Source organism: Bartonella sp. W8122, assembly GCF_016102485.1.
GTDB classification, from domain to species: domain Bacteria; phylum Pseudomonadota; class Alphaproteobacteria; order Rhizobiales; family Rhizobiaceae; genus Bartonella; species Bartonella apihabitans.
In genome coordinates this window covers 1917897-1942515 of record NZ_JACFOO010000001.1, presented here as the reverse complement: position 1 = coordinate 1942515, position 24619 = coordinate 1917897, and the positions used below count along the sequence as shown (strand labels likewise).

The window sequence follows — 24619 nt, the reverse complement described above, 5'->3', positions numbered from 1 at the left end:
TTCATCATAAGCATAGAGAGGAAAAGTTTTATATTAAATGAACTTTGTCGCAAAAGGGGAATTGCTACCGTGGCGTATCATGGCCGTTTTTTTGAAGTTTACGACGTATTCAGTGACATGGTTCTCTCGGGCAATCCTGTAGCAATTGTGCATGAGTCAGACGGTTTGACCGATCAGCAAATGCAGTCTATCGCGCGTGAATTCAATTTGTCGGAAACTGTTTTCGTCAATCCTCCGAAAGATGAAAAACATGTCGCCAATTTGCGAATTTTCAAACCGGATGGAGAAATGTCATTTGCCGGTCATCCGACTGTTGGCGCCGCCATATCCCTCGCACGGAAAAATATAAAAAACAATTGCCGTAATGATTCACTTATTATTCTTGAGGAGAAAGTCGGAATTATCCGTGCGGTGGTTGATTTGAGTGAAAAAGTCGCTTTTGCCGAATTCGATCTGCCAAAACTCCCCGAACAACTTCCGATGGATACACCGAAAGAAATTTTTGCAGCAGTATTCGGGCTTGAAAGTAAGGAAATAGGCTTTGAAAATCATGTTCCCTCGCTTTGGACAGCGGGTGTTCCATTCTTTTTTGTGCCCTTGCGTAATCTCAAAACTGTTGCCAGTGCATCGCCTGATCCCGTTTATATTATGGAGAACTTCGACAAGCTTAACGTAAAGACACCGTCATTTTACCTCTATAGCCGGGAAACGCAGTTGTTCCAGAGTGCTTTTCATGTTCGTATGTTTCGTCCGGATGGTTCGGAAGATGCCGCAACCGGCTCGGCAGCATCTGCATTTTGCGGTGTTGTCCAGCATTTTGATCATCCATTGGATGGCAAGAAAGACATTTGGCTCGAGCAGGGAATGGAGATGAATCGTGTGTCGAAAATCCGTCTCGAATGGTATGTCGAAAACGGAAAACTCGTTTCTGCACGCATTGGCGGAACAGCTATCAAATATTCCGAAGGACATATCTTCCCTTGAATATTTTTTGGCTGTCCTGCCGTGATCATAGGGGGCGAGGAAACATTCTTTTACTTGAGATTGCTTTCAGCTTTTATGATTTTCGAAAAGCTGTTTTCAAAAACCATTATTTTCAGTTACCGAAAATCCTTAGCAATGTATGGTTTTAATATCCCGCTTTGGTTACGATGATAGAATAATCATAAAAAAATATAATATCTCACCACACTGTTGGTGAACTATCTTGTAAATTTATCTCGAAAACCATGAAATGATAAACCAATGTTTTCTGACCTTCGCAAAATTCAAGAAGTATTCTGCCAGAATTTTGTAGAAAAGCATGTTTGGCAACTTAATAAGTACCTTGAAAAGCTGATCATGAACAAGTGATGAAAAAGACCCTCATTCCAACTCGAGCTTGAAGGGAAGGTAAAAAACACAAGTTGGTTTCAGCCAGCATTGGCAGCAATGCGGTCAACTAAGCCGCGCGGCGTATTTTTCTCTAAAAGTAAACCGCGTTGAATCTCAGATGATCAGCGGTATATGAAGTTTAACACCCCGCGGCGCAAAGACTTAATTCAAGCAATTTAATCCAGAAGGTCGCTCCTCCCGGCGGGCAATCACTATGGAAGTCGCCTTTCACAGTGAAACCGCAGAGGACCAATCGCCCGATATAACGCATCTGAAAAAGCACAAACAGCAGTTAATGCACCAAAAGCGATAAGTATTTTTTCTTATTTCCTTCGATAATATGTTAGGTCAGAATAGATTATTTAAAAAATAATCCCGAAGCGCATTGGTCCAATTCCAGATTCGATGACGCGTTTACCAGAAGCATGAAAAGCATTGATTGCCTCATTATCAGCCTCTGATCTCCAAGCTTTATCACTAATAAAGCCATATCCATCCCCGACAACTTTAAAACTACCTTGTTTAAATATCGGGTTACCAGTCATATCGCCTTCAAGGACAATTTCAAATTTACCGGATTGGATAGCTTCGGCTAACCCGGACTCAGTAATTTTACCTTGAGCAATATGGCTTTTCATAACTTGAGTGAATAATTCCTTCAATTCATCATCGGTCATGTTGGGATTTGCTGTAATTGTTCCATCAGCTGAAACAGACGATCCATTCCTTAAAGATTCAGCAATGCTTGTCATGGTGTCATGATAAACAGAACCAGTCTGAACAGCATTAACATCGATTTTGCCTGCGATAAGTTCTTGAATTCTGGATATTGCATCAGATGAAGACGCAGAAAGAGGAGTGTTGCCAGAAGCGGCAACGGTCGGTGATATACCTCTTGAACCTTTAGTGTCGCTATTGAATTGATTGGTCTCGTTGGACTTCAGAAAATGTAGAGCCGTTTCTGCACCTGACATACGGCCATTATTAAATACAGAATTAATCATAACTGTCCTCCATAAATTGAAGGCAACTTAAGCCGTCATGTCTTAATACACCTAAAATACATTATTCTTCATGAATACAAGATTATTATATAATATAATTGGTTATAGATCAATTGATGTACTTTCTCCCGTTTGAGCGGACACATGATCTATTGATTTAACGCCCTTCTGAACATCCTTGGAGAGTTTATATTGAGCGCGGAATGTGGATGGATTACATTATAATCCTTGATCCATCCATTGATCTGCCGAAGAGCTGATTTGGAATCCGGAAAATTGGATATTTTGATATAATCGCGTTTAAGCGTTTTGACAAAAGCTTCCGAAATACCGTTTGATTGCGGGCTTTTGACCGGCGTAAAGCAGGGCTTGAGATTAAGCGCTACTGCAAACTGCCTCGTTTCCAATGCAGTGTAGCATGAGCATTGTCTGGTAAATGCTCAATGAGGTGTGGCGCCCTTGCGGTTGCAAAGTGCTTTTCAATCGCTTCCAGATTTTGCAAAAATAACAGTAGCAATCCGGTCAGGTTTGCATAACCTAAAAACATTCATTTTCTAAAATTTTTTTCTAATTGTAATAACGATTTTAGCAATATGTTTCTTATCTCACCGCTAAAAATGGAGAAAATGAAAACCTCATTCCAACTATCATGAAGAGGATCATCATGAAGCGTTATTTTTCCACATTATTGGCTGCAGTTCTTGTGCTTTTTGCCAGCGCCGCATATGCTGATCGTCTTGACGACATAAAAAAAGCTGGCGTTCTAAAAGTTGCATCTTTTGATAGCAATCCGCCATTTGGTTTTGTTGATGAAAAAACAAAACAGATCACCGGGCTTGATGTTGATTTTGCTCAAGCTGTTGCTGACAAAATTGGCGTTAAATTGGAAGTTCATCCAACCAATCCGGCAAACCGCATACCTCTTTTGACTTCAGGTCAGGTGGATTTGGTTGTGGCGAATTTTACGGTCACACCAGAGCGCGCCGAGCAGGTTGATTTTTCCATTCCCTATTTTGCTTCAGGTCAACAATTTATTGCCAAAAAAGGGTTTTTAAAATCAGCTGACCAACTGGCAAATTTGCGCATAGGAGCAGATAAAGGCACAACCAATGAAATCAATCTGAAAAATTTGTACCCGACAGCAAAAGTTATTACTTACGATGACACGCCATTTGCTTTTGCCGCGTTGCGAAACGGCAATGTGCAAGCCATCACACAAGATGGTCCGAAGCTTGTTGGTTTATTGGCAAATGTCCCGGACAAAGATCAATATGAGGTGCCAGCGTTTACCATTTCCAATGATTACATGGCAGCAGCAGCACCCAAGGGTGAAACTGCACTTGTTACTGTTGTCAATGAAACTCTGCTGGATTTGGAAAAGACAGGGAAAGCGGAAAAAATTTACAATAAATGGTTCGGCCCCGATAGCAAAACTCCGCTCCCCAGATTGTTCAAGATTGGAGATAAACAATAATTCTCGTCATCCAACATGAAACTTGTGCAAAGGAGCCGGCACAACCGGCTCTTTTGTCTGTTCCAGGAACAAAAATTTATACGCAAGACTTTTGAGTAAAGCACATGCTGTCACACGAGTATTTAGGTTGGATATGGAACGGTTATCAGGTAACCATTGTCCTTACTATTCTTTCATGTATCGCCGCCTCATTACTTGGTGCCGTCTTATGCAGCATGCGCATAAGCCCGTTTTGGCCCCTCAATATTTTTTCCAAAGCTTACATAGCGATTTTCCGAAATACACCATTGTTGGTTCAACTGTTCTTTTGGTACTTCGGGGTCAGCCGTTTTGTACCGGACAACATCAGATTTTGGTTACTGGATGCACATCAATGGGTTTTCGGCCCAGTTACTTTAAATTGGCCGTCATACGAGTTTATATACGGATTTATTGGTTTGGCACTCTATACAGCCGCCTATATCGCAGAAGAATTGCGGGCTGGTATAAAGACTGTACCGATAAATCAGGAATCTGCTGCTTATGCCCTTGGTTTTACGCGAAGCCAGGCATTCCGTTTTATAATTTTACCGCAAGCGGTACGCAACGCGCTTTCACCACTGCTCGGCCAATATATGATGGCTTTAAAAAACTCTTCTCTAACAGCCTCAATAGGCGTTGCCGAACTTTTCTATGTCGCAAGCCAAATTGAAACGCGTTCACTTTTGGCTTTTCCTGTCTATCTTATTTTGACAGTGTTATATTTAATAACCATTGCGCTTATCGAGATAATCGGGCGCATTATCGAAACACGTCGGCTTAAAAGCACTGGTCGGAGGGTTCAGGCATGAACTTTTCGTTCATTTTCGATAATTTCGAATATTTGATGATTGGTGCTTGGCCAAACGGGCCGGTAGGCGGCTTGGCTTTAACATTGCTATTGTGTGTTTTTTCAGCTGTCTTATCAGCTTTGTTCGGTCTTTTATCCGGTATCCTGCTTGTTATGTCGAGACAGAAATGGCAGTTGGTTCTGGTTGCTATTCTCGGGTTTTTCCGGGCCATCCCGATTTTGATGTTAATTTTCTGGATCTATTTTTTGCTTCCCATGATGCTTGGCATATCTGCGCCAAAAGTACAGACTATTGTTTTGGCGTTATCCTTGGTTGGCGGGGCTTATCTTGGTCATTCTGTTGCAGCAGGTCTGCGCAGCGTTGGCGACGACCAATGGGCAGCCGGACTAGCACTAGGATTTAATAGGTGGAAAGTTCTATGGTTTTTGATTTTGCCACAAGCACTGCCACGCATGGCACCATCATTTATCAACCAATGTATCTCGCTTACGAAAGATACGTCGTTGGCATATATCATTGGTACACAAGAATTTCTGACCTTGGCGCGGCAAATTGACGGTCGCTTGACAGGCGCTTATTCAACAGAAATCTATCTATTCGTCGGGATTGTTTACTTCGTGCTCTGTATGACATTGAATTTTTTTGCAGAATGCATCAACAAACACTATTCAAAAGAAAGACAGTTTGTCTGAAAGGCATTGCAGATTAAGTTTGTGTTTTGGTTCTGCTGCAATTATTTTAGAAAAACAAGCGAGATCCGTTTAACTATTTTCAAACATTGTCCGAAAATATAGGCATGGCAATGCGTTGGGACAAAAGACAATTGAAATCGCAAGACACTATTCTCAACGTGCTGACAAGAGCAAAAAGGTCGAAGCGGCTGTTGTCAGACTAGGTGCTAGAATGAACAAAAAGAGTACATAAATTGTCAAACTCTTCGAAAAAAGTGTCAAACTTTGTTATCGGAAAATTTTCTGGTCTAAAAAAACACTTATAAATCAGAGACTTAAATGGTGGGTGATACAGGGATCGAACCTGTGACCCGCTGATTAAGAGTCAGCTGCTCTACCAACTGAGCTAATCACCCAACGGCGTTGTTGATCAACGATAGCGGTTCTATAGCGTTCCTAAGGATTGATGTCCATAGAAAATTTTCGTTTTTTTGTCATTTCATTCATTGTTGAAGCGGGAAGTATAAAGATTGCGAAAATATCTTGATCTTCATACGAAATAGCCTCATTATATCACTTTCATTAACGCGTGTGACTTTGATTGTTACCGGTAAAGAGAGGACGATCGAGCGTAATGCCCGACCAAAATTCATCAGAAGACCCTTCTTGTAGTAGCGAGCGGTATAGGCCGTTTCGGGGATTTTTTCATTACCATCATGTTGATTTGGCGTTCCGGCGTGCTTTTAGAGCCGGAATAACAGGATCGGTTGTGTTCGCTGTTTTGCAAATGGCGACCTCGAGGATTAAAAATGGTTGACTATATTTTTCCTCGACTATTTTCCTTTGTTTGGCACTTTTCTCGGAATTGACGGATTATGGAATGGATAGCAAATCCCCATGCATGGATGGGGCTTGTAACACTTATATTTCTGGAAATTGTACTAGGCATTGATAACCTTGTCTTTATCGCAATTTTGGCTACAAAATTGCCTCCTAAAGTAAGGAACCGTGCCCGTTTGACAGGCTTGAGCTGTGCATTGGTCATGCGCTTGATACTGCTGACGGCGATGGGGTGGGTCATGACACTTGACCAACCTCTTTTTTCAGTGGGGAGTTTCAATTTCAGTTGGCACAGCATCATCCTGATAATAGGCGGAGCTTTTCTTCTTGCAAAAGGGACACTCGAGCTTCATGAAAGGTTGGAGGGCGAGGTTCAGGAAAACTCGACTTCGGTTGTCCATGCGGTGTTTTGGCAAGTTATTGTCCAGATTGTTGTGCTCGATGCAGTCTTTTCTCTGGATAGTATCATTACGGCGACGGGTATGATCCCAAAAGATCAGATGATGGTGATGTATCTTGCCGTCATTATCGCTATGGGTGTGATGATGTGGGGCTCTGGCCCCCTGATGGTATTTGTTAACCGCCATCCAACAGTTGTCATCCTGTGTCTCGGATTTTTGATGATGATCGGCTTTAGCCTCATTGTTGAAGGCTTCGGTTTCCATATTCCGAAGGGCTATCTTTATGCAGCTATCGGCTTTTCTGTTCTTATCGAAGCGTTCAACCAGATCGGCCGGCATAACAGAGAGAAACTTATTTCAACCAATGATTTGCGCGAAAGGACAGCCGGTGCAGTGCTGCGTCTTCTGGGCGGCGGTAAAAAAGAAGGGAGTCTCGGTGAAACAGTTGATCTTATTGCTGAACAGGCTGCCGCCTCGGAAATATTCAGGCCGGAAGAAAAGCAGATGATTCGTGGTGTACTTGATCTCGCTGACCGGCCTGTCCGGTCGATCATGTCCCCGCGAAACGAGATAGAATGGCTTGACCTTGATACTGATGAAGAGGAAATGCGCAACGAACTCGAGCAATTCAAACACAGCCGTCTTGTGCTTGCCCGCGAGAAAGTTGACGAATTTGTCGGCGTTGCATTGACTAAAGATTTGCTGCTTGATCTCGCCGAAGGCAAGAATATCGACTGGCAGAAAGCCATGCGTCAGCCCCTCGTCGTTCATGAAAATACCAGTGTTTTGCGTCTCATGGAAAAATTGCGTCGTTCAGCAATTCAACTTGCCATAGTGGTTGATGAACATGGCTCGTTTGAAGGTGTCGCAACCCCGACGGATATATTGGAAGCTATTGCCGGCGATTTTCCGGATGAAGATGACGAACCGGTTATTGCAGAACAGTTGAAAGATGGCAGCTTTATGGTTGAAGGCTATGCCGATATTCGTCGATTGAGCGGTTATCTTGATAAAGATTTGGTGGATGAGAATGATCGTTATACAACTCTTGCCGGTTTTATGTTATGGCATTTCGGACATTTGCCGGTGACGGGCGAGAGTTTTGAAGCCGAAGGCTTTAATTTCAAGGTCGTTGAAATGGACCGACGGAACATAGCAAAAGTGTTGATATCGCCGGTAAAAAAGCAAGATCAATAATTTGTCAATAAAAAAATAGTCAGTTATTTGTTAAAGACGCTTAACTTATCTACGAGAATTTGTAAGATAAAGAATAGTTCTCATTTGGAGGGAATTGGATATGGAACCACGTTTGCAGATCATCGTTACGCCTACGCGCGCTGGCCGTGTCGGTAAAAAGCTTGGCGATTGGCTGTGTTCATATGCGGACAGTCACTCGAACTTTGATGTTGAATTGATCGATCTGGCAACAATCAATCTGCCATTATTCGATGAGCCGAAGCATCCGCGTCTTCATCAATATGAACATTCCCATACAAAAGAGTGGAGCAAGCTCATCGCCAAGGGAGATTGTTATATTTTCGTCATTCCCGAATATGACCATCTGCCACCCTCATCTTTTGTCAATGCTGTGACTTATCTTGCACATGAATGGAGTTATAAAGCAGTATCATTTTTGAGCTATGGCGGCATTTCCGGAGGCTTGAGAGCTGTAGAAACGGCACGGTTGATGGTTAACGCCGTAAGAATGGTACCGATTCTTGAAACTTTGCCAATTCCCCAATATACCCAGTATATAGACGAGAATGGTAATTTCAGACCAAGCGCCGCTATTGAAGGTGGGGCACAGGCAGTTTTTGATGAATTGTTCAAAATGAATAACGGTTTGAAAAATATCCGCCCGAAATTTTGACATGTTTTAGCCTTCGGACAAGGTGATGACTAAATTATTAGTCGTTCTTGAAGATCAGGACGATGCGCGGGTCGCTTATAGCGTCCGCGCTGACATTGTTTTAGTGTCCGGCACATTGCAAAAAATGCAAAAACTATGTTCGGCACTGAAAAATATGGCGAGCTATTCGCCGCAAATATGGTTGCTGACTTCCGATCCCCATTTGTTGACTTCCAGAGTGATGGAGCGGTGCGGCGCGCAAAGGATTGTTGTTTCGGCTTTGCCGGAAGAGCTTCCGGCTTTTGTGAAAACGCTGGTAAATCAATGTAATGATTATCCTCTGGTGGCATTGATAGAAGCGGAAAATTCGCCAGATAATTCTTTGATCACGATTATCGGCGCTTTGGGCTTTAGTGGTATTCTGCTTCAGCCACGTAATCTTGACCAGACAATTTTGAGCCAGATAAAGGTAGGAAATATCGGTCAATTCATGACAAAATCCCGTGCCAATAATTTGGAAGCGGGTGTTATCGGGATGATCGAGGCACCTGACATTCCACGTTTGCTACCTTATTCACCTGATTGGCTGGGATTTATTATTAAACATCCGGTCAAATCGGGCCAGTTTGGCGATAATGCAACCAATTTATTGATGCGCGCTCTTTTACCCGTAGATAGTGGGCAGGAACAACTTCCCGAAGGTTCGGGGCTCGGTACGGATCGCATTATTATTGAAGATTTTATTTTGCCGATGGAAATCGGTGCCTATAAACGTGAATACGGGCATAAACAAAAGGTCCGCTTCAACATCAAGGCCGATGTTGAACGTTTGTCTTCCAATCCGGAAGATATGCGTCATATTTTTTCCTATGATCTTATTCTTGATGGTATCAAAAATCTCGTTTCGCTGGGTCATGTCGAACTTGTTGAAACATTGGCCGAACGGATAGCTGCACTCATTCTTGCTTACCCGAGGGTTCAAAAAGTTATCGTCCGGGTGGATAAGCTCGAGTTGGGGCCTGCCGCAGTTGGTGTGGAAATCGAGCGACAAAAAAAGAAAGCTTGAATAACGTCGTCTCTTCAAGCTTCTTTGAATTTTATTTCGTATCCGGTTTTTTCGCTGCGTTATTGGCAATATTTGCATTGCGCTGGCGGTATTGGCTTATTTCAAAAGCGGCAACGAAGAATAGCGAGATAACAAGCGGTATAATGAGATAAAGCAGGCGGAAGACAATGAGAGCCGAAATGACATCTGCCGCATTCATATTCGGCATACCGGCCATAAACAGGGCTTCCAATACTCCGACACCGCCAGCAGGCGCATTCGATAAAAGCGTTACAGTAAAGGACGCAAGGAATACACCCAAAACCGCAATAAAACCGGGGTTTCCGATATCGGGCAGGGTGGCATAAATAACGCCTGCCGCGCCAATCAATTCCAAAGGTCCAATAATCAATTGTTGAACGACAATACTGAAATGCGGATAGGAAATCTGGAATGACTTGCCGATTTTTAACGGGCGCAATTGCAAAAGGCTGCCCAAAATATAAAGCGCAACAAATGTCAACATTCCTATACCGATGGTAACGGCAAGCCATGTGGGAATACCTTCATGGACAAGCGTAATGAGATCCGGTCGTATCACGAGTACCAGTCCGGAAAGCAGGATTGTACCAAGAGCAAAGGTAAAGGAACAAAAAGCGACGAGAACGGCAATTTCCACACCACTCAAGCCCTTTTTGCTATAGGCACGATAACGCACTAAGGCGCCTGAAAAAACCGATGCACCGATATTATGGGAAAGCGCATATGTTGTGAACGAACAAATGGCAATATAATGAAGCGGTATTTTTTTGCCTAAATGTTGCAACGCAATACGGTCGTAACCGGCAAGAGCAGCATAAGCAAGCAATGCAAAAAATGCGGCAAGTACCCAGTGATGCGGGCTTAATGCGCCAAGCCTGCCGGTAACGTCACTAAATGAAATCGCCGATAATTTGTGGTAAAGAATATAGATGGACACCACCATTGCGACGATGCCGATAAGCGGCCAAATATATTTCTTCAGTTTCATACGTATCCACTCACATTTTCCGGCGTTCCCCCATTATTCGACGGGGAAGTTTTGTCATCCGAACATGCCTGTTCATCCTCTTCGGGATAACTCAAATGTTTTAACATACCTTTAGCGATTTCTTCGTCATCCGTCACTATCGTATTCGCCCCCATATCTTTTAGATAAGCGGTTTCCACGCCTGTGACAGCGTGGGCAATAATATGGATCCGGTCATTCGATTTGCGAGCCTCGGCAACAATTTTAGCCGCGTCAATTGCGCTTTTTGTTGATATAACCAGTTGACGGGCCTTTCCGATATTGGCTCGCTCAAGTATAGTGATATTGGCTGCATTGCCTAGAATTGCTTCATTTTTTTTGTCCTCGGCGCTTTTGACAGCCTGCCCGTTATGATCAATGACGATGAAATCTGTGTGAGAGCGTTGGAGAGAATCGGCAATTTTTTCACCGATATCGCCAAAGCCGACCAGAATTGTGTGGTTGGTTTTATCGGTTTTTGCCAAATCACTATCGTCATCGGCGCCGACATCTATAATCGTGGTTTCGCCATTTTTCGTCTCAAGACGGGAACGAATTTTTTCGGCGGCAAAACAGACCAGAGGATTTAAAAGAATGGAAAGAATGGCGCCTCCCACAATAAGATCCCGCGCTTCGTCATTGATAATTCCCAACGAAGTTCCAAGCCCTGCAAGAATAAAAGAAAATTCACCTATCTGGGCAAGGCCGGCACCAATTGTGAGAGCAGTTGCATAAGGACGATGAAAGAGCCGGACGATTGCGTAAGCAGCAAGAGATTTGCCGCCAATAATAATGACGAGTGTTACAATCAGAGGCAAAAAAGCTGTCAACAATTTGGATGGGTCAAAAAGCATTCCGACGGAAACGAAAAACAGAACGGCAAAAGCATCACGAAGTGGCAATGTTTCTTCTGTTGCTCTTTGGCTGAGCTCCGAACCACTCATAATCATACCGGCAAAAAAAGCACCCAATGCAATAGAAACGCCAAAAAGATGAGCTGAAAAAAATGCGACACCAAGAGCAATTGCAAGAACACTCAAGCGAAAAAGTTCTCTCGAACCGGATTGGGCAGAAATTTTCAAAAGCCAGGGGATAACACGTTGGCCAACGATCACCATCAAAATGACAAACAGTACAACTTTTGCAATTGTCAGAAGGATTGTCCCGAAGAGTCCCAATTGCATCCATTGGGCAAGAGGATCGGCTTCGCCGGTTATTCTTCCTCCCAGTGATGTTGACAGGGCAGGGATGAGCACCAGGGCCAGAACCATTGCCAGATCTTCGACAATAAGCCATCCGACAGCAATGCGTCCACGGTCTGTTTCAATGAGATTGCGCTCTTGCAACGAGCGCAAAAGCACAACGGTACTGGCTGTAGAAAGCGCAAGCCCAAAGACCAAGCCGCCACCCATTCCCCATCCCATGATAAGACCGAAACCTAGCCCCAATGCTGTGGCAACAGTCATTTGGACAATAGCACCGGGGATAGCGATTGCTTTGACCGAAAGAAGATCTTTAAAAGAAAAATGCAGGCCGACACCGAACATCAACAGGATAATACCGATTTCGGCAAGCTGATTGATCAAAACCGAATCGACACGGAATCCACCAGTGTGGGGCCCTACAATGACACCGGCCAGAAGATAACCGACAAGTGGCGAGATTCGTAAACGATTGGCGAGGACACCGAACAGAAATGCAAGGCACAATCCCACAACAATAGTTGTTACCAATGGTGTATCCTGTATCATCTGCGGCTGGAATTTCCTCCCTGTTTTTAATTAGACCCCCTCAATATGCCACGAACCTAAACATCATTTGTGTTAAGCTTATGACAAAATTTTCCGATTTGTTTTGTTAAAATCGGGCGATTACCCCCCCAAAAAAAGCCGGTATGACATGACCTCGTCACACCGGCTTTTGGAAAAAATTATTTTGCGCTCACTGAATTCGGGTGCGGTTTGTCTTCAATGAGATCGCGCCCCTCATGGTGATGATGCCACCAATTGCCAAGGAAGAGCAGAATTGGTGCAGCAATGAAAATTGACGACGATGTCGCAATAATCACACCGACAACCATTGGAACGGCAAAATTATGAACAGCACTACCGCCCCAGATCGCCATCGGGAGCATAGCAAGAACAGTGGTCGTTGAGGTGAAAATACAACGGATAAGCACCTGATTGATCGACATGTCGACCAATTGTCGCAAGGCCATCTTTTTATAGAGCCTCATATTTTCACGCATACGGTCATAAACCACCACTTTATCGTTGACCGAGTAGCCGACAATTGTGAGAAGCGCGGCAATAGCCGTCAAATTGAAGTCTAGCTGGAACAATGCAAAGAAGCCGACCATTTTTGTGGTGTCGAGGACAATGGTGACAATGGCACCGACAGCAAAGAACCACTCGAAACGCCACCAGATATAAAACATCATGGCAATGGCTGCGAGGACGACAGCAGTAAAGCCGGCTGTAGCAAGTTCACCGGAAACTTTCGGACCGACAACTTCGATCTGGTCAAAAGTGACATCGGGGTAGATTGTCTTGACGGCAGTTTTCAGTTTTTCAATGGCTGCAGTTTGTTGGGCTTCACCACCATCCTGTTGCTGAACTCTGATGAGCACTGTGTTCTGGTTGGAAACATTTTGCAGGGCAATTTCGCCCAATCCTAATTGTCCTAATGTCGAGCGCAATGTCGCGAGATCGGCAGGGGCCTTGGTGGTAATAGCCATCTGGCTGCCGCCCATAAAATCAATACCGAAATTAAGCCCCGGCTTGAAGAACAGCACGATTGACGCAATTGACAGGAAAATGGAAACACCAATGCCGATGAAGCGTGCGTTCATGAAGTGAAAATTGGTGTGTTGAGGAATGAATTTGAAAAATGAGTGGATGTGCAATTTGTTAATTTTCCATTCACGCACAACCCACGACATAATGATACGCACGATGGTGACATCGGTAAACAATGAAATGATGATGCCAAGAAGCATTGTGACAGCAAAGCCGCGTATCTGACCGGTACCGAACCACAACAGTAAAACTGTGGCTATAGCGGCCGTCACATTCGCGTCGATAATGGTTGAAAACGCATGTTTGAAGCCACGGTCAAGCGCGGCCATAGACCCCATGCCTTTTTCACTTTCTTCACGGATACGTTCATTAATAAGAATGTTCGCATCAACCGCGATACCAATTCCGAGAATGATACCGGCGATACCGGGAAGCGTGAGCGTTGCACCAATGAGACTGAGCGCCGCGAAAGTAAGAACAGTATGAAGGGCAAGGGCTATATCGGCGATAATGCCCCAAAGTCCATAAAGAAGGAAGATAAAAAGGGCAACAAGGAAGAAACCGGCAATACCGGTATAAAGCCCCATTTTGATCGCATCCGCACCGAGATCCGGACCGACAGTGCGTTCTTCTATCACTGTTAAAGGAGCAGGCAATGCGCCGGCACGCAACAAGGCGGCGAGGGTGGATGCTTCTTTGGGAGTGAAATTGCCGGTAATTTGTCCGCTACCGCCAGGTATGACGCCTTGAATGACTGGAGCTGTCAGAACTTTATTATCAAGGACAATAGCAAACGGCTTGCCGATGTTTTCTCGTGTAATTTCGGCAAATGCTTTCGCACCGATTGTGTTGAGCTTGAAGGAAATAAGCGACTTGCCGGGAATTTGCGGATCAAAACCGGCCGAAGCATCGGTTAACACACTACCGTCAAGCGAAACCTGATCATAAATAGGAAAACGCTGATTCTCGTCGGTATAACCCGGCAATATCGAAACACCTGCAGGCGGATTTTCCATATCGACATTGGTAGGAACAAGGTGGAATGTCATTTTCGCCGTAGTTCCGAGAAGATCACGTAATTGCTTCGGATCCTGTAATCCTGGCAATTGGACTTCAATGCGATCAAGTCCGACTTTTTGAATGCTCGGTTCGGCTACACCGACCTGATCGACGCGTCGACGGATAATTTCAAGGCTTTGGTCAACAGCATTGTTTACCCGATATTTGATGCCGGCTTCTGTCAGCGTGACGCGGATTGCGTCATTCTGCTCGCTTACATCAATATCAGACGAAGATGCGCGGAATGCGCCTGCCGAAATAGGGGTCGCCAATTCTTGAAGCGCAGTCAATGCGGTTTGGCGCTGACCCGCATCGGGAATGACGGCGACAATCGAATCGCCGATCATACGGACACTGGTTGACTGGATTTGCTTTTCGCGAAGTTTGCCACGGACATTATCAAGTGCGGTACGTAACTGATCGCGCTTGAGCGACTTGGCATCGACTTCGAGAACGAGCGAAGAACCACCTCTGAGGTCAAGGCCCAGAACAACTTTTGTATCCCTCATGAATGATGGTAAATATTCGAGCTGCTTTTCCGTCAACAGGTTAGGTAGTGCAACCAGAACTCCCAAGAGAAGAACGACAAAATATAAAGTTGTTAGCCAGCGTGGTGTTCGCATAAGATCCATCCAATAATTGGCACCTAAAAAATAGGTTCTATATTACGATTTGGTTCAGATAAGAACCTTCTTTTTGAAGTTTTCAACATTTAGGCAGTAGCAACGCCTTAATTTCGTGTCGAAAATATGATTTCCCGTCCGCTTGCCATTAAATGTTCGCACAAAGTCCTCTTTTCAGACTAATGGAAAGATCAAGCGGCAACAAGGACCGATGCCGGAGTTTTGCTAAGCTCCTGTTTGCACTATCGATTTTAGTGCTAATGCCTAATATTTCAAAACAATAATGCGGAAAATCTTCCTCGAAATCCGGTTTGTTCAAAAAATCATCAAAAAAAGAATATCGAGCGTCATTATGACGATGAGACACATTGTCGGCAATAAACTTTGATCAACACTTTGCGGTGGACTTGTCAACCTTATCGGCACCGGTTTTGAAACTTTGGTCGAAGCGGGTTATGCACCTGAAATGGCGATGTCATGCCGCTTTAAGCAGATAGACGATTAATTTCAAAATTGAAACAAGCTGCATTTCTAAAGTTAATCAAGTCATCTAAGAGTTATATTGTGAACCAATCCGCAACTTTTACACGGGCAATCAATTCCGGATCAATCGGGGAGGGAGTATTTGCTAACAAGAAACAAAAGTGCAAAGCCGATTGGTCAGAATGGTTGCCGTAATTGCAGTGCGTAACTTTTGGCTCATTATGTTTCCGGTAAATTCATGTGAACCGATTTCGTTTTTTGATTCAGGAATTTCATCCAATTGATTGAATAAAAACGTCTTTAAAGCTTTATTAACCGGCTTTCCTGATGACGGTAACGGATAGAGTATAACCGGCATTGTTCCGGTCAAATTGGCGAGATTTTGAATTCTACAGAAACCATCGAAAATTTCTGCCTGCCAATATCAAATATCTCGAAATCACGACGGGGTGTTTAGAGAATTTGATTCATGTTGATTGAGTAATGAATTGAAATTATTTGGTTTTATGGTGTTAGAATGTAGTGCCAATTTTTCGCGATCTAATTTGGTTGATGCGGCTTTTTGTTGATTTTAAAAGTCGCTATATTGTCATTTACAACAAGACCTTCAGGCTGGTTATGAAGGCCTATGAAGAAAATCCGGTGTTTGTTTCGACCTTGCTTTTACTTTCCTTGTGAACTTTCCTTGAAAGTGCGTTAGGTGCGTAAAATTCGATCGATTATGTTTTAGTCTTTGTGCACTTATTTGAAGAAGAACGATTTTTTTAATAATCGGAGAAAACAGGCCTTGGCTTGTCATAGTTTTGTAAAAATTTTATAGGAAAACAAAAAACAATAGTTGATATTGGGGGGTGTCCGGTAACATTCCCTAAAATTGCTTTTTGGTTTTTAAGGCCTATATGCGCGATTCGTTATCTTTATCTGGAATGGTTGGTCCCTTGAATTTTAAAAATCTCATTCGCAATTTCTGTTTTATCATTGCTCTGGCAATCTCTTCGACAGGAATGACCTTATCATGTCTATCGGCGGTCGGGAATGTTGCGGAGGCGCAAACGCCTTCAACCAGTGATAATACGGTTTTAAGCCCCGCAGATCTTGTCAAACAACAACAAGCGGTCGTGAATGGCTATAAAGATCAGCTAAAAGAGCTATTGAAGAGCTATGACGCCGGACAGGATGACGATGCAGCCTTGACCGATATCCGTAACAAAGCACAGGATGTCAGCGGCAAGGTCATTAACACGGCTCTGCTTTTCCGTTCACCGTTGAATGATATCAATTTACGTCTGGATCAATTGGGCGAGCCTCAAGACGGGGTTCAGGAAGCAAAAACAGTTACCGACGAGAGAAATAATCTTCGCCAGCTCAAAGTGAAGATCAATACTTTGGTCGGACAGCTCGAAGATTGTTCGATTGATGCCAATCGTCTTGTCGAAAGAACGATAGCGCAATCGCGGGAATTGTTTGCAAGAACATTGACGCACAAGGTGGAGTTTTCTTCACCTCTTGGTACACAAATTGCCCAATCTGCAAAAGATGCAGCGGCGGACTTTTTCTCGTTGATGTTTTCCTGGTGGCAATTTGTATATCAATTCAAGTTGTTAGCGCTATGTGCTAGCATTTTGATTCCACTTTTTATCGCTGGTGTTCTTGTTGTTTCGACGCATAAATTGATCGGTCGTGTCAAACATGAGGCGACGAAGGAAGAAGAAGACGCATCCTATTTGAAGCGCTTGTCATTTGCTTTTGTCGCAACGCTTGTTCCGACAATGATTTGCGCGGTTTTTGTCATTCTCATACTTATATTTTTCAACTATCTCGGAATTAGTTGGCCAAATCTGGAACCGGTATTCCGCTCGGCGGCAGACGTCATTATGCTGGTGTTTTTTATCGCCCGTATGTCTTTTGTCATTCTCTCGCCAAAACTGCCAGAGCTGCGGTTGATGAATATAGCACCGAAACCGGCGCGTCTGTTGATTGTGCTATTGACCTTATTGGCGTTGGTAATGGCACTGGATTATTTCCTGAATGCTGTTTATCGCGCCGTATCAGCGCCTCTTTCACTTGCTATCGCCAAGAGCTTCATTTCGGTTATTCTTGTTGGTATTATTATTCTGGCGATTTCCTTTGTTCGGGCGAGAACGAGCAGCGAGGACGATAAAAAGGTAACGTCCTGGCCGCTCTATATCCGTATTCCGCTTATTGTTGTCGGGTTATTGCCTATTTTGACAGCACTTGCCGGTTATGTCGGCATGGCCCGTTTTATTTCTCAACAAATCGTTGTTAGCGGTGCATTTCTTGTGTTGATGTATCTTGGCATACAAACAGCGCGTGCAACGGCTGAAGAGGGAGCTTTCGCCAAGACATTCATCGGTCGTCGTCTGGTACAAAGATTTAATATCGACGATAGCACAATGGACCAGCTTGGCCTTGTTGCCGGTATTCTCCTCAACATTATTGTGATTATTGTTTGTGTGCCGCCGATCATCATGCAACTCGGCTTTTCGGCATCCGATATTTTATCAGCCTTCATTCACATAATGACCGGCTTCGAAATTGGAAATGTATCCATCTCGCTTGTCGGTATTTCAATCGGCATTGTCTTCTTTTTGATAAGCTGGTTTTTAATCCGCTGGTTTATCGGCTGGCTGGATGGCACAGTGCTTGCCCGCGGAAAGGTCGATTCAGGTGTCAGAAATTCCATCCGTACGGTCGTCGGTTATGGCGGTATTGCGCTTTCCGCGCTGATAGGCCTGTCGGCCGCCGGTTTCAATTTGAGTAGCCTTGCATTGATCGCCGGTGGTCTTTCACTTGGTATCGGCTTTGGACTTCAAAATATTGTCCAGAATTTTGTCTCCGGTCTTATTCTGTTGGCAGAACGTCCCTTCAAAGTTGGCGATTATGTCGAAACCGGTACAATTGTCGGAATTGTCAAACGCATCAGTGTCCGTGCAACCGAAGTCGAGACGTTGAAACGGCAAACGATTATCGTGCCGAATTCAAGTCTCATTAATAACAATGTTGGTAACTGGACACATCGTAATAAAATCGGGCGTGTTGACGTGACGTTTACTGTTCCGGCCATGTCCGATCCGGAACATATCGTCGAGGTATTGATGGAAACCGCCAATAATACCGAAGGAGTTTTGAAAAATCCGAGTCCATGGGTCAGTTTTTCAAGCTTTGACAGCAATAATTTCAATTTTACTCTGGCAATTTACGTGCCCGATATTACCGCGACAATTGCGGTCACAAACAAAGTACGATTTCAGGCTTATAAGCGGTTTTCTGACGAAGGAATTACCTGATATGACAAAATGGTTTCTTGTAGCTGTTGCTTTGACATGTTTCTTTTCGGAAGGAGTAGAAGCTGCAACAATAAAAAATACCGACCAAAAAACACAGTCTCTCGTGGTCGCTGAAGGGAGTTCCAGACGGGATGTGTCTTTGAAGGCGGATCAGACAGTCGACATCTGTCCAAAGGGATGTTTCGTTACCTTCCCGAATGGCGATCGCTTTGCAATCAAGGCGACAGATACAATAGAAATTAACGGGAGTCGTGCAAGTTTCAAATAAAAAGCCGAAAGTAGAACGGCACTAGTTTGACGAATAGAGAGTGACCAATAGAGAGGTCGGTATTCCTGCCTTAAAAAACTGTGTCGGATTTGATGTCGGATGATAACGCTCTATCCCTTTGGCGTTTTGTTTCCTGTGGTTTTAAGGAACGCATGATAAATTAGCGGCAGCTCTTTTTGTGACGAAGAGCGTGCTTTTATATCCAAAAAATAGTCTCCATTTCGATCGGTTGCGCATCAAAGTGTAGTTGTTCTTGAATGTTTATGTTCGCGTTGGTTGCACCAAAGGCCTTGCAATTGACTTAATGAATTTGATCGAGAGCCTGCTTTAACTTGATTAAGAGCCTTTGATTAAGAGGCTTTAGTTAAGAGGGTGGGCAATAAGCTGAACGCAGAGCAATATCCCGTCAAAAATGTTCGTTTCGAACTTTTCTCCAATATGTTGCGAATTGAAAGATGAAAGCCACATTATCGGGTTGAGCATGCAACCGTTTTCTTTGAACCAGATGCCAGAAACGCAGGGGGGAAGCTTAAAACAAGGTTGTGGTGCGGACGGCGGGACTTGAACCCGCATGATCTAAAGATCGAGGGATTTTAAGTCCCTAGCGTATACCAATTTCGCCACGTCCGCAGCTTTTGCCCTTATAGGGAACGAATATCAAAAAGTGAAGCCAAAAAATTAATTTAAAATCGGCTCGGGGAAATAGCCACAATATTTTTAAATATCGAACGTTTCTGTCTATTTTTGCACGGTAGTTTTTTAGCACCGTAAATTAGTGCGCTGAAAAACGAGACGTTAAAAAGCAGTGAAAATAGTCGCCGATGTTTTCTCCTGTTGCTCGCCGGAATTTATCAGAATGGGAAAGATGATAGTTTTTATTTCGCCTTTTAATGAGCGAACCATGCGGGCATCTGGATATTGATTATTAAATTGGAAGGTCTACCGATATGACTTCATCAATCCGAGGAGATCGGGTTTTAGTAAATACGTTTCATTCTGCTATCTACCGATAATTTTCTTTGCGGGGTTTATTTTCCGGATATGGTGTTTTCAATATATGAAAAGGGTGGAGGGGCCGAAAGTCGTTTCAATGGAAGCAGCATTTCGTGCAATTGAACGCGATTGGTGCGATTGATATGAAAGTTGAATTTTTTGTGTCTCGCGCCATTCGACTGCGAATTTTTGTTGAATATAATCTTGTTTGATTTAATCTAGCCGGGATTGACTTTCCAGAAGAAAGCCAGCTCGAATTTTATGGAATAGAAAGCATTTTATATCATGAGTGAGTTTGTTCAAGACGTGGCGAAAGCTGCCAAAGCTTTGCGCAGTCTTTTTGATGAGACCCCGCTTCAGCGGAATGAGTATTTAAGTCAGAAATATGATGCAGAAATTTACCTCAAGCGTGAGGATCTGACTCCGGTTCGCTCCTATAAAATTCGTGGTGCTTTCAATTTCATTTCGCAAATGCTCGACAAGGTAGCTCCGGAAGCGGCTTTCGTCTGCGCTTCAGCCGGTAATCATGCTCAGGGTTTGGCTTTTGCCTGTCATCATTTCAAGCGTAAGGGTGTTATCTTCATGCCGGTGACAACACCGCAGCAGAAGATTGACAAGACCCGTTCATTCGGAGGCGAATTTATTGAAATTCGTATGATCGGCGATACTTTTGATCAATGCTATGCAGCCGCAAGAGCTTTCGTTGCTGAAGGCGGCGGGGTAATGGCACCGCCTTTCGATGATATGCGGATTGTGACCGGACAAGCAACGGTTATGTACGAGGCTGCAAAGCAGTGGCAAGAGCTGGTCGGAGATGAAAAACCCGATCTGGTTATCATTCCTGTTGGTGGTGGCGGGCTTGCCAGTGGCATCAGCCATTTTATCCGCGAAAGTGGTTGGACAAAAACCCACATCCGCTTCGCCGAACCGGAAGGGGCTGCAAGTCTCTATACGAGTTTGAAAGAAGGCAAACGCGTCAAACTGGAAGATGTTGATACATTTGTCGATGGTGCGGCAGTTGCCCAGATTGGAGAACTGAACTTCAAGATGCTGAAAGGGTTTTCGCCCTATGATGTGTTGATCGTTCCGGAAAACCGTTTGAGCGCAACGATGATTGAAATGCTGAATGTGGAAGGCATTGTGGTGGAGCCGGCCGGTGGCCTTTCAATTGATGCATTGAAGAGCATTTCTCCGCAGGATGTGAAAGGCAAAAAAGTTCTCCTTATCATTTCTGGTGGCAATTTCGACTTCGAACGTTTGCCGGAAGTAAAAGAACGCGCCTTGCGCTATCAAGGATTGAAAAAATATTTCATTTTCCGTTTTCCGCAACGTCCCGGCGCATTGCGTGGTTTTCTCGACCAGCTCGGACCGGATGATGATGTTGCGCGCTTTGAATATCTGAAAAAATCGGCACGCAATTTCGGTTCCGTTCTTATCGCAATCGAGACAAAACGTTTCGAGAATTTCGCAGTTCTTGAAACAAAGTTCAAAGAGCTTGGTTGGGCATATCGCGATATAACCAATGACAGAGTATTATTTGATTATATTATATAATTAAATCAAATAGTTATATTGAACCAAAAGGTCGTTATCAATGAAGTTTCTCACCTCGCTGTTTTTTGCTTTGGCGTTATTTATTTCCGGAATCGGAGTGTCGAATGCGGCCGAGCCGGACTCTATCCAGAAAGCCGAACTCGACGGTCTTGTTGCACAAATCAATAACGCAGCGCAGAAAAAGGATCTGAGCTTCATTGCCAATAATATGCCCGAGCGCCTTTTCAAGGAGATGGCGCTCAGGCTGAAGACAGACGAAGAGACTCTCAAAAAGAATTTTATCAATCAATTGGAAAGCCAGTTCTCCAATCTTCCAGCCGGAGCTTATCGTCTGGATACGGGGAAGATCGAATATCGGCAAACCACCAATGGTATTCCTTATGCGCTGATACCGACGCGGGTAGAAACAAAAGATGCCATTATCGAATATCCAACGCTGGCAATTATTGATAACACAAAGTGGCATCTCATTTATGGCGGGCAGAAGACTATTCAAAATCCGGTATTTCTGGAAATTTATCCGGATTTTCAGGATGTAAATATTCCGCAAGAAAAAATAACCCGCAAATAATTTATCCTGTTTGTTCCTGAAATATGAGGTTCATGGCTTTATCATTTTATAAAGTTCGGGCAGCATTCCGCTTAAGTTTTGTGTGACGATTGGCACTATTTTGATTGAGGAAAAAAGCTTTTCCTTGAAGGTGATAATTGCTGAACCTCGCGTGATGCATCATCGTTCACGCTTTTATCCGGTAGAATGAATATTAGATCGCAGCGGCAATATCCGACAAAATGAATTTTCATTTGGTGATGTTCGGATATTTTTGTTGAAGAAAAAACAGTCGCTCTTCCGGTAAACGACGAAGTTGCAACGAGCGGTCATAGTTTACTTATTTTGGATGAAAGCAGTTGCTTTTTATATCACATTGAACGATAAGGCTGGTTGTGATGCTTGGGTTGGTGAGCCAACTTTCTATAAAGGGACTTTGTAGCATCATTCACCTTGCCAAAGGTGTTCATTGGTCGCGCAAGTCGCTTCAAGGGCTAACCTCGAGCGTTTCGTCCTTATATTGATTAATCCGATGTTCCGGTTGCGCGGGAGATCAGGAGTAAAAAGCCTGTCCGGAAGTGGCAGGGAAAGATTTTATTTTGAAAACACAAAATTTGAATGCCTTCGAGGCATTGGGTGTATCGCCTATTCTCGCTAAAAATCTTCTGAAAGCCGGCATGACCGAGCCTAAGCCTATTCAGGAAGAAGCTATTCCTTCAATGCTTGCCGATTGTGACATTTTAGGTATTGCGCAAACCGGTTCGGGAAAAACATTGGCGTTCGGTCTGCCGGTTTTAACAAAAATCCTTTCAATGGGCGATAAGCGGCGCCCGAAAACAGCTCGCGCCTTAATTCTCGCTCCCACACGTGAACTTGCCGTACAGATTGAAGAGGCTATTCATATGGTCTCGAAAAATACGCATCTTTCCACTTGTCTCATTCTCGGGGGCGTTTCGAAAAATTCGCAGATCAAGCGCATGGCGCAAGGTGTTGATGTGCTCATTGCAACGCCCGGACGGTTGATGGATCTGGTGCGTGACAAGAGCGTAGATCTATCCCGTACAGACTATCTCGTTCTTGATGAAGCAGACCGTATGCTCGATATGGGATTTATCAAGGATGTGCGCCGGATTGCCGATCTTGTGGCGAAAGGTCGCCAGACAGCCTTGTTCTCGGCGACTATGCCGAGGGAAATCGAAAAGCTTGCAGAGACGCTTCTTCATGATCCGGTTCATGTCGAAGTTGCAAAACAGGGGACAACGGCTGCTGAAATCAATCAGGTTGTTCATAAAGTCGATCGTCGTAACAAAAAGGATGTTCTCAACAAGCTTTTGACCAATCCGGCTTTAAGCTCGGTGATTGTTTTTACGCGCACCAAACATGGCGCGGATGCGGTAACGCGCAATCTTTCCAAAACGGGCTATTCTGTTGCCGCAATTCATGGCAACAAATCGCAGAATGCACGTCAAAAAGCCTTGAAAGGTTTTCGTGACGGAACAGTGCGCATTCTCGTTGCAACCGATATTGCTGCACGGGGCATCGACGTTCCGGGAATTAGCCACGTTATCAATTACGAACTTCCTGACGAGGCTGAAAGCTATGTGCACAGGATTGGACGTACCGGACGCAACGGCGCGCATGGTGAAGCCATTACGCTTTATGACGAGAGTATCGAGAGTGCGCGGCTTAAGGCTGTTGAACGCGTTATTCGCATGAAGTTGCCACGTGAAGACGTTCCGCCGCAATTTGGTCCTTTGCCGGAAAAAGTGGAAAATAAACAAGGTAAAGACAAAACCGATTCCTCGGATCAGGCTCGCTCTCAGAAACACAAAAAGGACGGGACTTTTTACGAAAAGAATAGAACGCACCGCCGTAAACCTGTTTCCGGAAAGTCCAGCGGGACTATGACCAGAGATGACGAACAGGCTTTGTCGGGTGATCGTCAAAAAAGCTTCAAGCGGAGAAACAGAAATAACGATGCCAGAAAAAATCGTGAAACGCTCGAAGCACGAAACGAGAAACCGGTAAGCACAAAAAGAAAGAAGCCGAATAATCGTAAAAAACCGGTAAGATTAAGAAAGTCGGTAAGACGCGCGGCCTAAGTTTTGGAAGAGGAATAACTTCCTGATAATTTTCTAAACGGAATTATAATTCGAAGGCATTTCAGCTTTCCAACCGTTATGAATGAAGCCCGATAGCATTTTGATTGCTTTTCGGGCTTTTTCCGATTTGATCTCCAAGGTAGAGATGTCGGTTTGGGCGGGAATCTTGATTACTCGGGATATGAGTTGCTTTTGAAGTTTTCAAAAATCGAAAATGATCGGAAAATCTCCTTTGGACTATGGCAACGATTTCCAACTCATCGCCGCCCATCCGATTTGATTATGTCCTATATTAAACTTGCATTGCTCTATAAGTCCGCTACTATTCCGCTTTGAATCCTTGTT

Annotated in this window: 16 protein-coding genes, 2 tRNA genes and 2 pseudogenes; 13 read left to right on the top strand and 7 right to left on the bottom strand. The window is 44.1% G+C overall.

Features of this window, described 5'->3' with window-relative positions:
• The first annotated feature begins 60 nt into the window (after positions 1-60).
• Positions 61-984, top strand: a complete 924-nt coding sequence (locus H3S83_RS08520) for a PhzF family phenazine biosynthesis protein (protein ID WP_370541370.1) — start codon at positions 61-63, stop codon at positions 982-984.
• A gap of 752 nt (positions 985-1736) precedes the next feature.
• On the opposite strand, the gene H3S83_RS08515 is transcribed toward H3S83_RS08520, so the two are convergent.
• Together H3S83_RS08515 and H3S83_RS08510 are read right to left on the bottom strand one after the other, a co-directional pair.
• Positions 1737-2378 carry a hypothetical protein gene (locus tag H3S83_RS08515; RefSeq protein ID WP_198239425.1) on the bottom strand — a complete coding sequence of 214 codons (642 nt, stop codon included), beginning with the start codon at positions 2376-2378 and terminating at the stop codon, positions 1737-1739.
• Between the two features lie 149 nt (positions 2379-2527).
• Positions 2528-2871: pseudogene (locus tag H3S83_RS08510) on the bottom strand (integrase core domain-containing protein); the annotation flags it as partial.
• Between the two features lie 171 nt (positions 2872-3042).
• Here H3S83_RS08510 and H3S83_RS08505 point away from each other — a divergent pair.
• The 3 genes from H3S83_RS08505 (at position 3043) to H3S83_RS08495 (ending at position 5374) form a co-directional block, all read left to right on the top strand.
• Positions 3043-3852 carry an ABC transporter substrate-binding protein gene (locus H3S83_RS08505; protein WP_198239423.1) on the top strand — a complete coding sequence of 270 codons (810 nt, stop codon included), beginning with the start codon at positions 3043-3045 and terminating at the stop codon, positions 3850-3852.
• Positions 3853-3956: 104 nt separating this feature from the next.
• Positions 3957-4682: an amino acid ABC transporter permease gene (locus tag H3S83_RS08500; protein WP_198239422.1), complete on the top strand. Its 726-nt coding sequence runs from the start codon at positions 3957-3959 to the stop codon at positions 4680-4682.
• Positions 4679-5374 carry an amino acid ABC transporter permease gene (locus H3S83_RS08495; RefSeq protein ID WP_198239421.1) on the top strand — a complete coding sequence of 232 codons (696 nt, stop codon included), beginning with the start codon at positions 4679-4681 and terminating at the stop codon, positions 5372-5374. The genes H3S83_RS08500 and H3S83_RS08495 overlap by 4 nt, the downstream gene beginning before the upstream one ends.
• A gap of 319 nt (positions 5375-5693) precedes the next feature.
• On the opposite strand, the gene H3S83_RS08490 is transcribed toward H3S83_RS08495, so the two are convergent.
• Positions 5694-5769 (bottom strand) — tRNA-Lys (locus H3S83_RS08490).
• 459 nt (positions 5770-6228) lie between these two features.
• On the opposite strand from H3S83_RS08490, the gene H3S83_RS08480 reads away from it, so the two are divergent.
• The 3 genes from H3S83_RS08480 to H3S83_RS08470 all read left to right on the top strand — a co-directional run bounded on the left by H3S83_RS08480 (position 6229) and on the right by H3S83_RS08470 (position 9509).
• On the top strand, positions 6229-7791 hold the full coding sequence (locus H3S83_RS08480) for a TerC family protein (RefSeq protein ID WP_198239419.1): 1563 nt from the start codon (positions 6229-6231) through the stop codon (positions 7789-7791).
• Positions 7792-7891: 100 nt separating this feature from the next.
• Positions 7892-8464: an NADPH-dependent FMN reductase gene (locus H3S83_RS08475; RefSeq protein ID WP_198239418.1), complete on the top strand. Its 573-nt coding sequence runs from the start codon at positions 7892-7894 to the stop codon at positions 8462-8464.
• Positions 8465-8489: 25 nt separating this feature from the next.
• Positions 8490-9509 carry a dihydroneopterin aldolase gene (locus H3S83_RS08470; protein WP_198239417.1) on the top strand — a complete coding sequence of 340 codons (1020 nt, stop codon included), beginning with the start codon at positions 8490-8492 and terminating at the stop codon, positions 9507-9509.
• A 31-nt stretch (positions 9510-9540) separates the two neighbouring features.
• On the opposite strand, the gene H3S83_RS08465 is transcribed toward H3S83_RS08470, so the two are convergent.
• From H3S83_RS08465 to secD, 3 genes are all read right to left on the bottom strand, one after another.
• On the bottom strand, positions 9541-10518 hold the full coding sequence (locus tag H3S83_RS08465) for a YbhN family protein (protein ID WP_198239416.1): 978 nt from the start codon (positions 10516-10518) through the stop codon (positions 9541-9543).
• Positions 10515-12287, bottom strand: coding sequence for a YbaL family putative K(+) efflux transporter (ybaL, locus tag H3S83_RS08460; protein ID WP_198239415.1), 1773 nt, complete (start codon positions 12285-12287; stop codon positions 10515-10517). The genes H3S83_RS08465 and ybaL overlap by 4 nt, the downstream gene beginning before the upstream one ends.
• 179 nt (positions 12288-12466) lie before the next feature.
• Positions 12467-15016 (bottom strand): protein translocase subunit SecD, encoded by a 2550-nt coding sequence (secD, locus tag H3S83_RS08455; RefSeq protein ID WP_198239693.1) that lies wholly within the window; start codon positions 15014-15016, stop codon positions 12467-12469.
• Between the two features lie 388 nt (positions 15017-15404).
• Between secD and H3S83_RS08450 the strand changes: the two are divergent.
• From H3S83_RS08450 to H3S83_RS08440, 3 genes and pseudogenes are all read left to right on the top strand, one after another.
• Positions 15405-15488: pseudogene (locus tag H3S83_RS08450) on the top strand (hypothetical protein); the annotation flags it as partial.
• A gap of 949 nt (positions 15489-16437) precedes the next feature.
• Positions 16438-18807: a mechanosensitive ion channel family protein gene (locus tag H3S83_RS08445; protein ID WP_246741733.1), complete on the top strand. Its 2370-nt coding sequence runs from the start codon at positions 16438-16440 to the stop codon at positions 18805-18807.
• Between the two features lies 1 nt (position 18808).
• Positions 18809-19075: a hypothetical protein gene (locus H3S83_RS08440; protein WP_198239414.1), complete on the top strand. Its 267-nt coding sequence runs from the start codon at positions 18809-18811 to the stop codon at positions 19073-19075.
• Between the two features lie 543 nt (positions 19076-19618).
• Here the strand turns inward: H3S83_RS08440 and H3S83_RS08435 are convergent.
• A tRNA-Leu gene (locus H3S83_RS08435) sits at positions 19619-19705 on the bottom strand.
• Positions 19706-20353: 648 nt separating this feature from the next.
• Here H3S83_RS08435 and ilvA point away from each other — a divergent pair.
• The 3 genes from ilvA to H3S83_RS08420 all read left to right on the top strand — a co-directional run bounded on the left by ilvA (position 20354) and on the right by H3S83_RS08420 (position 24274).
• A complete protein-coding gene (gene ilvA, locus H3S83_RS08430; protein WP_198239413.1) occupies positions 20354-21622 on the top strand; it encodes a threonine ammonia-lyase IlvA in 1269 nt (422 codons plus the stop codon).
• A gap of 40 nt (positions 21623-21662) precedes the next feature.
• Complete coding sequence (locus H3S83_RS08425) at positions 21663-22193, top strand: hypothetical protein (protein WP_198224353.1); 531 nt, start codon at positions 21663-21665, stop codon at positions 22191-22193.
• 578 nt (positions 22194-22771) lie between these two features.
• Positions 22772-24274 (top strand): DEAD/DEAH box helicase, encoded by a 1503-nt coding sequence (locus tag H3S83_RS08420; RefSeq protein WP_246741732.1) that lies wholly within the window; start codon positions 22772-22774, stop codon positions 24272-24274.
• The last annotated feature ends 345 nt before the right edge of the window (positions 24275-24619 follow it).

Excerpts from the sequence above, each read along its gene's own strand:
- H3S83_RS08515 (WP_198239425.1), bottom strand. The coding sequence starts at position 2,378 with ATGATTAATTCTGTATTTAATAATGGCCGTATGTCAGGTGCAGAAACG.
- H3S83_RS08505 (WP_198239423.1), top strand. The coding sequence starts at position 3,043 with ATGAAGCGTTATTTTTCCACATTATTGGCTGCAGTTCTTGTGCTTTTT.
- H3S83_RS08500 (WP_198239422.1), top strand. The coding sequence starts at position 3,957 with ATGCTGTCACACGAGTATTTAGGTTGGATATGGAACGGTTATCAGGTA.
- H3S83_RS08495 (WP_198239421.1), top strand. The coding sequence starts at position 4,679 with ATGAACTTTTCGTTCATTTTCGATAATTTCGAATATTTGATGATTGGT.
- H3S83_RS08480 (WP_198239419.1), top strand. The coding sequence starts at position 6,229 with ATGGAATGGATAGCAAATCCCCATGCATGGATGGGGCTTGTAACACTT.
- H3S83_RS08475 (WP_198239418.1), top strand. The coding sequence starts at position 7,892 with ATGGAACCACGTTTGCAGATCATCGTTACGCCTACGCGCGCTGGCCGT.
- H3S83_RS08470 (WP_198239417.1), top strand. The coding sequence starts at position 8,490 with ATGACTAAATTATTAGTCGTTCTTGAAGATCAGGACGATGCGCGGGTC.
- H3S83_RS08465 (WP_198239416.1), bottom strand. The coding sequence starts at position 10,518 with ATGAAACTGAAGAAATATATTTGGCCGCTTATCGGCATCGTCGCAATG.
- ybaL (WP_198239415.1), bottom strand. The coding sequence starts at position 12,287 with ATGATACAGGATACACCATTGGTAACAACTATTGTTGTGGGATTGTGC.
- secD (WP_198239693.1), bottom strand. The coding sequence starts at position 15,016 with ATGCGAACACCACGCTGGCTAACAACTTTATATTTTGTCGTTCTTCTC.
- H3S83_RS08440 (WP_198239414.1), top strand. The coding sequence starts at position 18,809 with ATGACAAAATGGTTTCTTGTAGCTGTTGCTTTGACATGTTTCTTTTCG.
- ilvA (WP_198239413.1), top strand. The coding sequence starts at position 20,354 with ATGAGTGAGTTTGTTCAAGACGTGGCGAAAGCTGCCAAAGCTTTGCGC.
- H3S83_RS08425 (WP_198224353.1), top strand. The coding sequence starts at position 21,663 with ATGAAGTTTCTCACCTCGCTGTTTTTTGCTTTGGCGTTATTTATTTCC.